4 protein-coding genes and 2 pseudogenes are annotated in these 16,195 nt (G+C 65.6%); 4 read left to right on the top strand and 2 right to left on the bottom strand.

Translation table 11 applies throughout. From position 1 onward, the window contains the following. Positions 1-114: 114 nt before the first annotated feature. Positions 115-411 (top strand): annotated as a pseudogene (locus FOJ82_RS05170) (integrase core domain-containing protein); the annotation flags it as partial. A 173-nt stretch (positions 412-584) separates the two neighbouring features. Continuing rightward, positions 585-1,004 (top strand): annotated as a pseudogene (locus FOJ82_RS05165) (DEAD/DEAH box helicase); the annotation flags it as partial. Positions 1,005-1,017: 13 nt separating this feature from the next. Here the strand turns inward: FOJ82_RS05165 and FOJ82_RS05160 are convergent. Continuing rightward, positions 1,018-2,676, bottom strand: coding sequence for a GTPase (locus FOJ82_RS05160; RefSeq protein WP_185975628.1), 1,659 nt, complete (start codon positions 2,674-2,676; stop codon positions 1,018-1,020). Further along, entirely contained in the window at positions 2,669-6,592 is a 3,924-nt protein-coding gene (locus tag FOJ82_RS05155; RefSeq protein WP_185975627.1) for a GTPase, read from the bottom strand. The genes FOJ82_RS05160 and FOJ82_RS05155 overlap by 8 nt, the downstream gene beginning before the upstream one ends. Positions 6,593-7,444: 852 nt before the next feature. Between FOJ82_RS05155 and FOJ82_RS05150 the strand changes: the two genes are divergently transcribed. Both FOJ82_RS05150 and FOJ82_RS05145 read left to right on the top strand, forming a co-directional pair. Further along, positions 7,445-13,792 (top strand): DEAD/DEAH box helicase, encoded by a 6,348-nt coding sequence (locus tag FOJ82_RS05150; protein ID WP_143937334.1) that lies wholly within the window; start codon positions 7,445-7,447, stop codon positions 13,790-13,792. Further along, positions 13,785-16,010 carry a UvrD-helicase domain-containing protein gene (locus FOJ82_RS05145; RefSeq protein ID WP_143937333.1) on the top strand — a complete coding sequence of 742 codons (2,226 nt, stop codon included), beginning with the start codon at positions 13,785-13,787 and terminating at the stop codon, positions 16,008-16,010. Before FOJ82_RS05150 ends, FOJ82_RS05145 begins: the two co-directional genes overlap by 8 nt. Positions 16,011-16,195: the final 185 nt, after the last annotated feature.

Raw genomic sequence — 16,195 nt, 5'->3', positions numbered from 1 at the left:
AGACCAGCGGCCCCCAACCACGCCACCACCGGCCCCCAACGAGACAATCAGCACCGCCAGCCAGTGGCCCCCAAACACACGATCAACGGCCCCCAGCAGCGCTGATATTCACTCATCAGCGAGGCGATGGCCCGGTGGGCCGGTACTCGCACCGGTCTCAGCTATATCCCGCCCGGGTCGCCGTGGCGCAACGGCTACATCGAATCGTTCAACGGCCGGATCCGAGACGAGTGCCTCAACATCAACAGCTTCTACTCGTTCCTGCACGCCCGAGTCGTGATCGGCGATTGGAAGACCGAATACAACCACCGCCGTCGGCACTCATCACTCGGCTACCTCGCACCGGTCGACTACGCTCGACAATGCACTCACCGATTAGCAACCGACGACTCCCACACCGTCTGGACCTAAGACTGGGGGCAGGTCAGTACGGCAGAGCGGTCGGTGAGTCGTGCAAGGGTCATATCGACGAGGTTGCAGACGGGTCCGCGGAATTGTCCCTCGTCGCAGAGGATCCGTCACGCTGATCTTCGATAGGTTGGGGCCGTTGGGGGACCTCATCGTCCAATGCAGGAGTAAGATTAGTGAGCGAGTTGCTGCCGGGCCGACAGGCCATGCGGCTGCGCGTCGGCCTGATTGACTACACCTCCACCACCTTTGCCCTTGTCGATTCAGACGCGCAGGCTGCCCTTCGCGAACTGCTGGAGGACGAGTCCGAGGGGATATTCAAGGGCCCCTATCTGCGCACCATGGTGCCTTTCAGTGCAGCACCGCGTCGAGCCGTTTCTCCACTGGACCGGATGCCCGCCGGCTTCGCCCCCTACGCCCACCAGGCAGCAGCGTTCCGGCGGCTCTCTAGCCTGAACGGCCGGCCGCAACCCACGCTGGTCACCACCGGCACGGGGTCGGGTAAGACCGAAGCGTTCCTGTACCCACGCCTTCACGCCCGCCGACAAGGCGTAGTCGGGCGCGAAGGCGTCAGCCTCCATCCGATGAACTCTCTCACTGAATCATGAATCACCGAAACTGAAGAAGAGTCGCGGCCTCTGCGCGTGCGGAGTCGCTAAACTCTCGTCGCTCGTCAAGCGAATTCGCTACGGCGTCGATACTTGTCTTCAACTCGTTGAGCACGGCAGACAACTTGTCGCACTCGGACTGAAAGGCACCGTAGCTCTCCGCAACTGCGCGATCCTTGATGGCTTCGAGCTGCCCGTCAATCTCGGCTCGCCTCTGGACCTTGGCTTTGGCTTCCTTAGCGTCGTTGTTGATCTGACTCGTCAGGTCGAGAAGATCGAGCGCGAACGGGACGATCTTGGTTGCAGCATCGACGCTCTTGAAGAGCTTCCCCGCTTTCGACAGCTTTTCGGCGCTGGACTCAGCAGCCGATTGCCTAGCGCCCTTCGACTTGGTTTCAAAGATGGCCTTGAGGTCGGTGGTCGTCTTCGCGAGGTCCTTGTTGAGTTCTAGGAGCGGCTTCTTGTAGTCGCCGAGATTGATGCCTTCGCTATCGCGGGTCGTATCGTCCGTGGGGAGGTGCACCGAGAGTTGCTCGATCAAGCGTTTCAGTCCTTGCCAGCTCGGTCTGGCGACCTGCTGCTCAAGTTGATGCTCCATGTCTTGGGCCAGGGCGGCCAACTCAGCTCCTTGACGCTCCAGCCAGAGTTCTAGGGCCTCGGTGAGTCTGGTCTTGAGTCCCTCCTCGGTGAGGACGGATGACGTCATCGCTTGGTCGACCACAGCACCAACGGCAGTGTTGAGGTCGTTGTGCGCGCTCACACGGAGCTCGTTTAGCCGTGCGCTCAGCTGGTCGACTCTGGCGTACAGGTCGCTTGTGGTCCTTGCGACGTTGTCTACTTCGGCTTCCTGAGCGAGCAGCGTTGCGAGCTGATCGCGGACCTCGCCGATCCAGAATCGTTTGGCGGCAGCAGCGCGCAACGCCACTGCTGCTGGATGGAGTGATGCGAGTTGCGTGGCGATCTCTTCAATCCCGTCCCACTGACGGAAGGGGTCCCACAGCGTCGGGTCTGGGTCTTGGTCGGATCCGACGACGCCGTAAGGGTCCGGTGAAGCGACGAAGACTCGGGGCTTCAGGTCCCTCCCCAGGGTGCGTTGCAGCTGTTCGGCCAACTCGCGCCGCTTGCATTCAGCCAACTGGCGATAGCCGTCCTGGTCGCCATCGGGATCGACGCCGGCTTCATCGAAGCGCGAGATGACGAACCACAGTGCACCTTCACTCCAGGGGAGATCGAGGGCGGTTGCGACCAACGCGCGCTCGGCAGTCAGCAACTGTGATGTCACCACGACAACTAGAACGTCGGTCGTCCTGATAGCTTCGAGGGCCGTGGCAGTGTGGCTCTCGCCTCTGGCGTCCGTACTCCCCGGTGAAACACCTGGAGTGTCTTTGAGGATGATGTCTCGATACGTGATCGCAGAGGCCTCGAAGGTCTCTTGCCTGGCGCTGATGGTCAGCCATTCTGGGACGGGGATGTCCGCATCGACGAGCAGTCTTCTGAGCAGGGATGACTTTCCAGAGTCGTAAGCACCAAAGACGGTGGCAGTCGGTGGATTGGCTTCGAAGACCTTCCATGTGTCGCGCGCCGTGGCGAGGTCATCGGCGTCCCCGTAGGCACCGAGCCAACTCATGGCTCGATCCACGAGCTTCACATCTTCAGACATCCGTGCAGACCTTCCTGCTTGCATGTGGACTCTCATCAATGAGCTCCTCAATGGCTTCCACGAGCTCTTCCTTCTCGTGCATCAACGCTTCAATCTCGCGCTGTCGCGCAGAGCTTGCGTCGCTCATATGGGTCAGGCGGCTCAGCGCCTCATCGAGGACCTTGGCAGGGCCTGCGCTTCTTCTGTCTCCCACGAGCAGCATCTCCTCGACTTGTCGAACGGTCTTGTCGATGGCGTCCGCGAGCCGCTTCCGGGCTTTCTCGCGATCACTGGCAGCCATCTGATCTGAAACAAACGCTCCGATATCGAGGACGACTCCGACGACTGCGAGAACCGCGCCCACCTTGGCAACCTTTGCGGCGGCTTTAGTTGCTCCCCACGGCTTGAACTTGATGTCTGTGAATTTCTTCACGATTCCGTAGAGCGCGTCGCGTTCCTTGAAGATGTTGGCAAGTTCCCTGGTGGCATGGTTTACACCCCGGCCGAATGTGACGCCCTCTTTGACGCGGTTGGTTTGGCGGCGACCGCTTTGACCCTTGCGCGTGCTGTGCCTGTTGCTCCAGCGAATGCTCCTGGAGACGTCAGAGTTCGTCTCTTCGCTCCACGCCCTAATCTTCTTCTGCGCACCCTCGTAGAGGGCGACGGCGTCGGCTTGGAATTCTGGATCCTCCCACCACGTTGCCGCTGCGTTGGCGGTAGACTCCAAATTCTCCTGCGTGGCAGACATTGCCTCACTCGCGGCTCTTTCCGCATGGGAGCGCGTCATTGCCTTGGTATCGGCCGAGAGTGAGCTGCGAAGCACTTCTCCCGCCCTGATGCCGCGTTTGATGGCGGTCAGGATCTTCGACTCCTCGAGAAGGCTGATGCCCAGGCCGTCGAGGTCGGCGAGCAGGGCTTGCTTGGTACTCAGCAGTCGATCGACTGCAAGGTCCAGCGCGCCAATCTGCGAGAGCTGTGCCTGTTCGTCGCTGGCACGCTCAAGGGCTGCGATGAGTGGTGCGATGCCATCCCATTGACGGTGTAAATCCTCGTAGCTCTCGGGTCCTGACGCAGGAAGGTCTCCCACGGTCCCGTAGGGGTCAGCGGATACCGTGTGGACCAGGATGTCATCCGCGCCCCAACGCGCCAGCAGGGCGCGTAGCTCGGATTCCTTCTGGCGTCGCAATTGGAGGAACTGCGCTGGGCTTCCGAGCGGGTCGACGCCCAGTTCGTCCGCTCGGCCAATGATGAAAATGGTGTTGCCCTGCTTGGCCCGGGTCGCTTCCGTGCCGACCAAGAATCCCTTGAGGGCCGTGGCGTCGCCAATCACTAGGTTGACATTGAGGACCACGATGGCAATCGAAGCTCCCGACACCGACCCCTTGGCCGTGGAGTCGTGTTCTGTATTAAGGGACTGGAGGCCGGGCGAATCAACTAGTTGCACGCTGCTCCACCGGTACGATGTCTCTTTGGGCGTCGTCGGCTTGCCGGCGACGCGTAGGCTCTCTGGTGTGGTTACGCCGACCTCGGCGAGGAGTCTCTTGATCAGCGAAGACTTGCCAGTGTTGTAGTCGCCGAAGAGGACGACACGAGGCGGGCTGGCCAGCATTCGGCGGGCTGAGTGCTGGATGTTCTTGATTCTGGGGCTCCGGTCGGCCAACTCTGTTAAACCTTCGAGCCACCGAGTGAGCCCTTCGCGTGACACCAGGCCTGCTGCTGCGGTCACGGCTGCCATCAACTGCTTGGTGTCCTGGGCGGCCACCGCGGTGAGCTCATCGTGATGGGTGACTGGCACGGTGGCACGTTCGCTACCAGCATTGACCCAGTCTTCGCCGAGAAGAATCGCGTCGGCGCTCATGGAGTCATCGTTCTCGGCCGTGATGCACTTGAGTGCTTCGCGCATCACGGACTCCGTTGTGACAGCTCGCTCCATCTCTTCCGCCCGCTGCCGGAGCTCTTCTGCGGCGTCGCAGAGGGCGACTTGGGCAGTGGCAATAGCGAGATAGTCACCGAGCATGGTGTGCACAGCCGAAGCCCGAGACTTCCGTGCCTCATCTAAGAACGCCTTGGTTAGGGCCGTCTCCATTTCAGCGTACGCCCTTGTCACGCTCAGTCGTGCGTTTCCCAGAGCCTCTTTGCGAGCACCCAACCGCTTCTCCTCCGCGTTGGTCTGCTTCTTCTTGCCGAACCAACTTAGAGCGGCTGACACGACCCCAGTGACAACAACAGCAGTCGCGCCAACCCAACCAATCGGATTCCACCAGTTGGCTGCGATGGCGATAGCCATACCGGCGCCGGCGGCTCCACCGACAACACCTAGAAGGCGTGCAGCAATGCCCATCCGATTGCCGACCGCGCCAGCCTTTCCGCCCACCTGGAAGAGTTGCTGCTCGAACTCGATGTCAGCAGCCACCTCGGTCGCGCCCATCTTGAGTTCCTGTGCCAAATACGCCGACGAGCGGTCAGCGGCCTTCTTTGCGGAAGCCCTAATCGACTTGTCGTCGAAGACGCGCTGGGTGAACTGCTCTTGACTGAGCTTGATCTTCTTGTCGAAGGCTTCGCGGACCGCGTTGCTTGCTTCCTTGAGCGACTTAGTCTGCAAAGCGCCGAGCTCGTTGCGAATCACTTGGCTGCAATGCCGTTCGAAGCGGCCGACCTTCCGGGACCCGTAAGGTCCGCCACGGACTTCCTCGACCGCTGAGAGCTCGTCAACGGAAATCCACGGGGAACCATCCATGGTGTCGGGGTAACCAAGGATGTCGAACTCCTCGGCAACGGCAGCGTCAAGAATGGACAGACGCCTCTGGATGCTCTCGGCCTCGGCGCGGAGCACCTCGCCCCACGCCTGAAGAACAGAGCGCACCCCTTCGCGAAGGCCGTTGACCCGCAGATCCATGCCCCCAGACCTCACTAGGGCAGAGATCAGATCTTGGAGAGTTCCGAGGTTCGACCAGATGTACAGGTAGTCAAGGCCGAACTCTTGCCGAGCGCTGCTGTGATTCACCTCGTCTGGGCCGCGATAGGGGTCTCTGGCCTTTGCGGCGAGCGCTCGCTTGGTTTGGATTGCGACCACGGGAACGGAATTCATCCCTATGGACGCCAGCGAGTCCTTGATGTTCGAGGCGTGCTCTCGGACCCCCTTCTGCACGTTGCCCCGCCCTGCTTTCGCAGATAATCGAGCCGGGTGCCGCCACATGGCGTTCCGCACATTCAGGACTGCGATGGCAGGCTTCGAGAACTCCTGGACCCAAGCGGCTACCTTTGAGAACTCACTGGCCTGCTGGCTTTGTGTGTCGAAGCACAGAAGCACGACGTCTGCGACTTCGACCGCACGACGGGCTGCCATCTCAAGTTCGTCAACGCTGCGCGTTCTACCCCAGCCGTTGATTCCAGGAGTGTCGTAGAGACGGCACGAGTTCCACTCGATAGGCGTGACATCGACAGTCCAGTCGCTCTCACCGCGAGAGACGCGCTCGCCATCGAGTTCAGCGAGAGCGGAGATCAGCGTGCTCTTCCCGGCTCCTGTTCGACCGAAGAGCGCGATGTTGAAGGTCTTGAGGACGTCCTCATACCTGCTGAAGTAGTCGTCAATCTGGTCACACGCGCCCTCTAGCAGGTCAGCGATGGCAACCGATGGTGCCGTGAGTGAATCGACGCCATCGTGCTCAACTTTCTGGAACGCATCGATGGCCCGCTTGCATGCTGACCCAAGTGACGCCTTTGTCTTGCCAATCTGCTCCTTCAGGTAGCGGACCTCTTGCTCGCTACCGGTGATCGCAGAGTCGACCGCTTCGCGCATGGCCTTCTCCGACTCGGGCTCCGTCAGTATCGTCGCGACGGCCTCTGCGACCGTCGCGGCCTTGCGATGCGGGCATGGCGACTGGTCATGGTGACTTGCGAGACCATGTGACTGTTCCAGAGGGTGTGGCTGAACCATCAGTGAAAGGATAGTGAAGTGGTTCGACCATGAGGGGGTCTGGTCAGATTCATGGCGCCGCGCATTGTCGGTCGAGGAACCGACCAGTGTGTGGCGGCGCAGCGCAGGGCACATGAGCGTGGTATACGCGTCGTGCGAATCTGGGTGTCGACGGCGCTCGAACAGTAAACAGTTTCGGCGCGTCGGGTTCCAGTCAACGTCGCAACACGGACGGTTTCTGTGAGGCTAGCAGCGCTGTGGGCGGCTAGGCAGGAGAGCGGTCGTAGAGGATGATTCGTGGTCGATCGTTGAGCTGGTCCTCCACTGCTCTCAGGTGCTCGGGATATGGACGCCGAGGTCGATCCCTTCGGGGAGGTAGTCGCTGGAGCCCGTTGGCGTTCTCGATGCTCGCGCGTCTTCAAGGCGAGTGGGAGTCGCAGAAGGACACCGGCGCGCCGAGCGTCTCCGCGATCGTGAGGTGCCTGGCCATCTCCTTGCCCTGGGCCCCAGGAGATCGAGCGGAGGAGGCCCGGAGGGTGGTCGGCCATCCGCGTCTTCACATCACGGGAGCGACCCATGGACACCACACGGGGTTTCCCGCGAATTGGATGTCATTGGAGGGGCCTCGACCACTGCGGCACAACGGACTTGCAGCGCCTCGGATTCGGGATCGAGACATGTCCCTGACGACAGTGGATGTTCATGCATGTCCGCCAATACGGACGAGTGGTCCTGAGTTGCGTGCGGGTCATATCGACGAGATCACCGACAACATGGTGAAATCATCCCAAGTCACACAGCATCCATCACGCCGATGTTCGATAGGTTGAGGCCGTCGAGGGAAACTCATCGTCCAGTGCAGGGGGAGGGTACGTGAGCGAGTTGCTGCCGGGCTACCAGGCCACGCGCCTGCGCGCCGGTCTGATCGACTACCTCACCACTACCTTCGCCCTCGTCGATCCGGACGCTCAGGCTGCCCTCCGTGAGCTACTGGAGGACGAATCCGAGGGGATGTTCAAAGGCCCCTACCTGCGCATCGGGATGCCGTTCAGCGCGGCCCCACGCCGAGCCATCTCGCCGCTTGACTGGATGCCCCTCGGCTTCAAGCCGTACGCCCATCAGGCAGCAGCATTTCGGCGGCTCTCCAGCCTGAACGGCCGTCCCCAACCGACGCTGGTCACCACAGGCACAGGGTCAGGTAAGACGGAGGCCTTCCTCTACCCGATTCTGGACCACTGCCTCCGCGCCCGTCGGCAGGGGGTGGGCGGCATGAAGGCCCTCGTCCTCTATCCGATGAACGCACTCGCCAACGACCAGGCGCAGCGCCTTGCCCGGCTGATCACCCAGCGTGGCGCGGACGGGCACAAGCCCCTCGGTTCGGTCACCGCGGCCCTTTACACCGGCGAAGCAGCCGTCGCCGCGGGTGGGAAGCGCTCCGGTCTCACTACCAAGGTCACGGAGAAGGGGCTCATCACCGATCGGGCGATCATCCGTGACGACCCGCCGGACATCCTGCTGACCAACTACAAGATGCTCGACCAGCTCCTCTTGCGGTCTGCTGACCAGAAGCTGTGGGAGAAGTCGGCCGAGTCGCTGACGTACCTGGTGCTCGACGAGTTCCACACCTATGACGGGGCCCAGGGCACGGATGTCGCGATGCTGTTGCGTCGGCTTGGGCTGGCGCTGAAGTCGTACTGGCCGGAGCGGGGGAGCGCTGGCGACACGCACAGTGCCGAGGAGTGGGGTCGGCCGCTGGGACGCATCACGCCGGTGGGGACGTCCGCGACGCTTGGGCCGCGGGAGGATGCTCCGTCCGGTGCGATGGACATCGTCGATTTCGCCACCCGGGTGTTCGGGGAGAAGTTCGATGACGGCTGTGTCGTGGGGGAGCAGCGCTTGGCTCCGGATGAGTGGTCGGATGTGGGGGCCGGGTTGGGCGGTCGGGCGCGGGTTTCTGAGGTTTCGACACGGGGCTCGCTCCGCTCGCGCCCGGCTCAACCAGCGGAAACGGACGTCACCGAGCAGGTGGCCGCCGGTGTCGTCGCGCAGATTGACGACGACACCGACCCGGCCGAGCTTTGCCGGATCGTCCTGACCGCCCTCCACCAGGATCCGGGCACCGCCGACCTCAAGATGCTGGCGAAGTCCAGCGCGTTCATCCGCGACTTCCTCGCCGCCACTGCCCAAGCCACCCACGTCACCGAGCTCGCGCGGCTCGTCCGCGGCACCCCGGAGACGCTCGACATCCGCCGTCGGTTCGTCATCGCCGTGCACGGAGCGCTCGGGCACCTGCGGGCGCGGGGCAAGGACGGCGGGCCAGACCGGACCATGCCGTCCACGGAGGCCCACATGTGGGTGCGGGAACTCAGCCGAATCGACCGCTACGCCGATTCGGCCGCGCGCTTCCGCTGGGCCGACGACGGCCCGCCCGTCGCGAGCGAGGACGCCACCCAGGGGGGAGGGATCGCGTTCCCTGCCATTCACTGCCGGTTCTGTGGCCGCTCCGGCTGGGGCGTCGAGCTCGGCCCGGTCGGCGACCAGCTGGCGGCCAACGACGAGAACATCCGACGCCACCACGTCACCCGCGAGGGCCGGTTCCGGCCGCTCCTCAACGCCTCGGCTGACGTCGATTCCGACGCCCCACCCGAGACCGGGCTGGCCTGGTTCGACCCCCGCGAGCGCCGGATCACCACCACGCCGAGCGACGTCGACCCCACCGCCGTCCGCGAGGGCCGCGTGCTGCGCGTCGTCACCCACGTCGGCGCGGACGCCGACGACGACTCCGCCAAGGACACCTGCCCCAGCTGCGGCCAGACCGACGCCATCCGCTTCACCGGCAGCGCCATCGCCACCCTGATGTCGGTGACGCTGTCCAACATGTTCGGCCAAGCCACCCTCGATGAGGCCGAAAAGAAGTCACTGGTCTTCGTCGACTCCGTCCAGGACGCCGCCCACCGCGCCGGCTTCGTCTCCTCCCGCTCCCACACCCTCACCCTGCGCTCCGTCCTGCGCGCCGCCGGCGACGCGCCACGATCACTGCCCGCCCTGGTGGAGCACGCCGTCGAGCAGGCCCGCGACGACAAGTTCAAGCGCTACCGGCTGCTCGCACCCAACCTCACCGCCCGCGAGGAGGAGTTCAAGCCGTTCTGGGAGCGGGACAACCCGCCCGCAAAGCTCACCGCCATCGCCCAGGAACGCCTGCTGTTCTCCGCCACTCTCGAGTTCGGCCTCACCAGCAGCTTCGGCCGCACCCTGGAGCGCACCGGCACCATGAGCGCTCACGTCGCCATCGACGGCGCCGACCTGCTGCGCTCCGCGAGAAAGGCACTCGACTCGCTCGACCCCGGGTTGTTCCCCCACGACGTCGACGACCGGACGCTCATCGCCTGGGCCCGCGGCGCCGTCGAACGCATCCGCACCCAGGGCGGCATCTGGCACCCGTGGCTGGAGAGGTACGTCACCGAGGACGGCAACCGCTGGCACCTGTGGAGCCGCAAGGGCCGCGCCAAGTACATGCCTCCCTTCCCGCCCGGCCGCTCCACGCCCGCCTTCCCGCGGGTGGGCGGGGCGAAGATCGATGCGAACAAGGCGCTGCTCGATCCCGTCACCGGCAGCAGGGCCTGGTACGCCCAGTGGGCTAGGCGCTGCCTCCTTGTCGACGGCGCCGCCGGGGGAGTGCTCGCACGCACGCTGCTGGACCAGCTGGCCAAGGACGAACTGCTCCGCGCTGTCGAGACCCGCAGCGGCGCCACCGTCTACGCCATCGAGCCGGAGCGCGTCGTCGTCGCCCCGACCGAGGAATCGGACGTCGACGCCGGCCGCCACACCTTACGCTGCACCACCTGCCACGGCGAGTTCCCGGTCAGCGTCGCCACCGGCGCGGAGCTCGACGGCGGCCCCTGCCTCCACGCCACCTGCGCCGGCACCCTCGCCCCCCACCCCGGTGACGCGGACAACTACTACCGACGCCTCTACCGCTCCTCCGAGGTGCGGCGCGTCGTCGCCCGCGAACACACCAGCCTCCTGGACACCGCGAAGCGCCTCGAGTACGAGAATGCCTTCAAGTCCAGCGCCGACGACCCCACCGCCCCCAATGTGCTGGTGGCCACCCCGACACTGGAGATGGGTATCGACATCGGCGACCTGTCCTCGGTGATGCTCGCCTCCCTGCCCCGCACCGTCAGCAACTACGTGCAGCGCGTCGGCCGCGCCGGCCGCCTCACCGGCAACGCGCTGGACCTGGCCTTCGTCCAGGGCCGCGGCGAGTTCCTGCCCCGCCTCGGCGACCCGCTCTCCCTCATCAACGGCGCCGTCACCCCGCCTGCGACGTACCTGAGCGCCGAAGAGATCCTCCGCCGCCAGTACATCGCCCACCTCGCCGACAGCCTCGCCCGCGACCCCGGCGCCATCCACCCCCGCACCACCGGCACCGCCCTCGCGCAGCCCACCGGCGGGAAGAACACCTTCCTCGACCAGCTCGGCGAAGCCTCCCGGAAGCCCGGCGCGGTCGACCGGTTCCTCGCGGCGTTCGCCGTCGACGACGACCTCACCGCCACCCTCCGCCCAGACGCCGCCGAGGCGCTGCGTCAGTGGGCCACCCCTGGGCCGGACGGCTCCAGCGGACTGGTGGCCACCATCGGCCGCGCCGCCCAGCGCTGGCACGCCGAGCAGCAGGACCTGGGGGACCGCCTCGACCAGCTGGTTGCCGAACTGTCCGACCTCGAGGCCCGCGAGCAGGACAGCGACGACGACGCCCGCGCGCTCAAGGAGGCCCGGGCCGAGCAGCGCATGCTGGAGGCGCAGATCGGCGCTGCGTACGGCGACTTCTGGATCTCCGCGCTCGAGCGGATCGGGCTGCTGCCCAACTACTCGCTGGTCGACGACTCCGTCCAGCTCGACGTCACCATGAGCTGGATCGACTCCGACACCGGCGAATACCACTCTGAGGCCGCCGACTACTCCCGCGCCAGCGCCAACGCGCTGCGCGACTTCGCGCCCGGTGCGTCCTTCTACGTGGGCGGCCACCAGATCGACATCGACGCCGTCGAGGTGGGCCACGACGGCTCAGCCATCCGTACCGTGCGGCTCTGCCCCCACTGCGGCTACAGCCACGAGGGCGACGACACCCCCACCACCTGCCCCCGCTGCGGGAAGTCCGGCATCAACGACGTCGGGCAGCGGTTCGAGACCATCGAGCTCACCCGCGTGTCGGCCTTCGTGCGGCGCGACGAGTCCCGCATCGACGACTCCAACGACGAGCGCGTGCGCGCCGGGTTTTCCATCGTCACTGCCGCCGACGTCGACCCGCAGACCGTGCAGCACCGCTGGTACACCACCGGCGGGCTCGGGGTGGCGTACCTCAAGGGCATGGACGTGCGCTGGTACAACCTCGGCCCCCGCCGGCACACCGCCGGCGAGATCACCATCGCCGGCAACCGGCTCGCCGGGCCCCGGTTCCGGATCTGCGAGGCCTGCGGCCACCTCGACCGCACTGGCCTGGCCAACAAGCGTGACGAGCACCGGCCCTGGTGCAAGCACCGCCACAGCCACGAGGAGCACACCCGCTCCGTGCTGCTCACCCGCAAGCTCACCACCGAGGGCGTGGTGCTCGCCCTGCCGCAGGGCATCGCGTTCGGCGACGACGTGTTCGCCGTGCCGAGCCTGACCGCCGCCGTCCTGCTCGGGTTGCGGGAGAACTACGGCGGCGCGCCAGACCACCTCGACGTCGCCTTCATCAAGGACCCGCTGCTCGACAACCGCGACGCCCTCCTCCTGCACGACCTCGTCCCCGGCGGTACCGGCTACCTGGCGGAACTGATCCGCGAGGATCAACTGTGGGACGTGCTGCGCCGGGCGCTTGTGCGCGTGAGCGCCTGCGAGTGCGCCGATGAGGGCCGCCTGTCCTGCCACCGCTGCCTGCTGCCCTTCGCCGCCCCGCACAACCGCGAGGTCACCTCCCGGGTCGCCGCGGAGCGACACTTGCGGACGCTGCTAGGCATCGAGGGCGGGGAGCCGCCGCTCGTGCCGTCGTGGAAGATCACGGCTGCCCCGCCCGCGCCGGACCCGACGGGGGAGTCGTGGCTGGAGGAGCGGTTCCGCGCTGCGTTCCTGCGGCTGGCGGCCAAGCTGGGCGGCACCGTCAAGCAGACCCCCAGCATCTCGGGCGCCAACATCATCACCGTGTCCCTGGGGAGCCGCACCTTCCGGCTGCGGCCGCAGGTGCACGTGGCCAACTCCAAGCCCGACTTCGTGCTCTCAAGCGAGGGCCTGCCGGACGTCGCGATCTTCACCGACGGCTGGCTGTTCCACGCCTCGCCCAAGCACAACAACATCGCTGACGACTCCGCCAAGCGCCGGATTCTCCGCCAGGGCGGGACCCTCGTGCTGGCGATCACCGCACAGGACCTGGCGCTCGACGAGGCGGGCGACGCGGTCACGTCCCCGTCGTGGTTCAAGGCGCCGCTGGTCCAGAAGCTGAACGCCGAGTCGGCCATGCAGCACACCGCCGCCGCACGGGAGGCTCTGCTCGGCGGGCCGCTGGCGTTCCTGGCCGGCTGGATGCAGCAGCCCGACCCCGAGAACTTGGAACGCTTCGCCCGTGCCGCCTCGTTCTCGGTGTTCGCCTCCGGTGCCGCTCCCATCGACGGGGTTGACGACCTCGCAGTCGGCCTACTGTCGGGAGCGGGTGGACAAACACGGGTCTGGCGGCAGGGCAACCTCACCGTCGCGGTGAGCGTCCCGGCCCCAGGCTCTGTGCGGCTGGCCGCGGTGCTTGACGACACAGTCGACCTAACCACTTCCGAGGCCAAGGAGGCGTGGCGCGATTGGCTCCGGCTGGCCAACGTCATGGCGCTGCTGCCGACGTCCATCGCCGCGTTCGAGGCGCGCTCGGCGACGACCGTCCCGTCGGCCCCGATTCTGGATGTCGCCCATGCGGATGTGACCGTCAGTGCCGAATGGCAACCGATCGTGGAGGAACTGGCCGAGGAGTCGTCTTCCGCCCTGGAGCTCATCGTCGCACTCAGCGAAGCGGGGGTAGCCGCTCCGGACGCCGAGCTGGGATACGAACTCGACGGTGTGCCGTTCGACCTCGTCTGGACCGATCAACGAATCGCGGTCCAGCTGGACCCCGCAGCTGTCCCCGAAACGGACGGATGGCGCGTCCTCGCGCCCGACGCGGCCGTGATCGCCGCGGCATGGAAGGAACACACCAGTGGCTGAGAGCGTCATCATCTACCCGAAGCAGGACAAACTGCTCGACTCCTCCATCAAGCAGAAGGCCTACAGCTTCCTCGAGAAGCTCGCCCAGGACGACAGCGCGCCAGGCCTGCACATCGAGCCCGTGAACAACGCCGCAGATCCACGAGCCCGAACGGGACGGGTCGACCAGCAATATCGCGCGCTGCTGTTCAAGCTCACCACCCCGACGTCCACCGCCTACGTCGTCCACGGGATCTACAACCACGACGATGCCTACGAAGCCGCCGCCAAGGTGCAGTTGACCATCAACCCGATCAACGGGCTGCCTGAGTACAACGAGGCCACACCCGTGGCGGCAGGGGAGCAGACGTGGGCGCAACCAGTGCCCGTCGAGTCCCTGCCATCGGCTCCCGAACCGTTGATCGTTTTCAGCGCCGCCGATCTCACTGTCTCACTGGGCATCCCGCCAGCCGTTGCTGAGCAGGCAGTTGCGCTGACCAACAACGACGCGATGCAGGCGTTTGCGCAGACGTTGCCCGAATGGCAAGGACTTGCCTTGCTGCTGCTGGCCGACGGTGAGTCCATCACACAGATCCAGCAAGAACTGGAACTCATGAACCGGCCCATGAGCCACGATGAGGCCGCCGCCCGGTTCAACGAGCCCCAGCCGGTCAGCGACCAGGAGCTCCTCGACAGCTTCAGCCAGCCAAGCGCCCAGATGGGATTCGCCAAGCTCGCTGGCGCGGAGGAACTCCGCCGGGTCATCACCGGCGGCGACTTCTCCGCGTGGCGGGTCTTCCTGCACCCCCAGCAACGCAAGTGGGTCCGAGGGAACTGGAAGGGCCCCTACCGGATCTCCGGCGGTGCCGGGACGGGCAAGACCGTCGTCGTCCTGCACCGAGCAAGGCGGCTGGCCGTCGAGGATCCGGACGCCCCCATCGTCGTCACGACCTTCACCACGAACTTGGCCGCAGAGCTGTCACGCAGTCTCGAGCGCCTCGACCCTGAGTCGCAGTTTGCCGACGCACTCGGGGAGCCCGGCCTCCACGTCAAGGGCATCGACGCGCTGGCACGCGCGGTGCTGCAGTCGGCAGGCGCCGGCGTCAGTCCGGCTGTGGCGTCGGTACTCGGGGTGGGTCGCACGGACATCAGCGGGCGCGCCGACACGGACGCAGCCTGGCGACAAGCCGTGCTGCGAGCCGGGGAGGGCCTCGACCAGAAACTACGCAAGCCCGCGTTCCTGCAGGCGGAGTACGAGATGGTCATCCTGCCTCATCGCATCACCCAGCTGGCCGAATACCTGAAGGTGGCCCGCACCGGACGTGGGGTGCGGTTGTCGAGGGCGGGAAGGAAAGCCGTATGGGCCGTCGTCGAGGCCTACCGCAGCTCTGCCCGGGAGGCAGGCACGCTGGACTTCGCCGAGGCGGCCTCCATCGCCGCGGCGCACCTCGAGGCGTCGGGGGAGGGGCCTGCCCGGCACGTGCTGGTGGACGAGGGGCAGGACTTCAAGCCGTGTCACTGGCAGTTGGTCCGGGCTCTGGCGGCGGAGGGGCCCAACGACATCTTCATAGCCGAGGACGCCCACCAGCGCATCTACGGGCAGAAGCTGATGCTCTCGGCCTACGGGATCCGGACCCAAGGTCGATCGCGGGGACTGAAGCTGAACTACCGCACCACCGCACAGAACCTGGCGTGGGCGGTCGGGGTGCTGACAGGGCAGGAGGTGATCGACTCAGACGGCGAGGCAGAGAGCACCGCCGGATACCATTCCGCGCGGACCGGTCCCAAGCCGACGGTTCGGTCCTTCCCGTCGATGAGTGCAGAGCTGGACCACGCTGCCGAACTGGTGGGGGCGTGGGCATCCGATGAAGAGGTGCAACCGGAGACCATTGCGGTACTGGTCCGAGACCGGGCCACCAGGGATCGCGTCGTAGCTGGTTTGGGGGACCGGGGAGTCGACGTGCGGGCGCTGGAGTCCGGGTCAGTGAAGCCAGGACAGCCGGTGGTGCTGACGATGCATCGGGCGAAGGGCACGGAGTTCACGCGGGTCCTCCTGTTCGGACTTAGCAAGGACGCCATGCCCATAGGGCTGAAGGCCTACGACTTCGACGAGGGAGAGCTCAGCGAGGCGCAGCTTCGGGAGAGGTCGCTGCTCTACGTGGCGGCGTCGAGGGCGAGGGACGAGCTGGTGGTGACCTACAGCGGCGACCCATCGTCGTTGATGCCGGCTGCGGGATGATGCCGCGGCCGGAGCCCTGACGGACGCGCTAGGCGATGCGCCTTGAGGCCTATCCATAGACGACTGGATTTGTTAGCCTGAACCAGCGCGAACTGCGCCTCGGAGAACTAGTGAAGGGAGTTTGAGATGTCACCCATTGCCGTGTGCCTGAACTCACACCCCCACTCACTTGAGGCTCCCGCCGT

It is taken from the genome of Tessaracoccus rhinocerotis (assembly GCF_007197885.1).
Taxonomy (GTDB): Bacteria; Actinomycetota; Actinomycetes; order Propionibacteriales; family Propionibacteriaceae; genus Arachnia; species Arachnia rhinocerotis.
The sequence above is the reverse complement of the archived record's forward strand: the minus strand, read 5'-3'. Positions and strand labels throughout refer to the sequence as shown.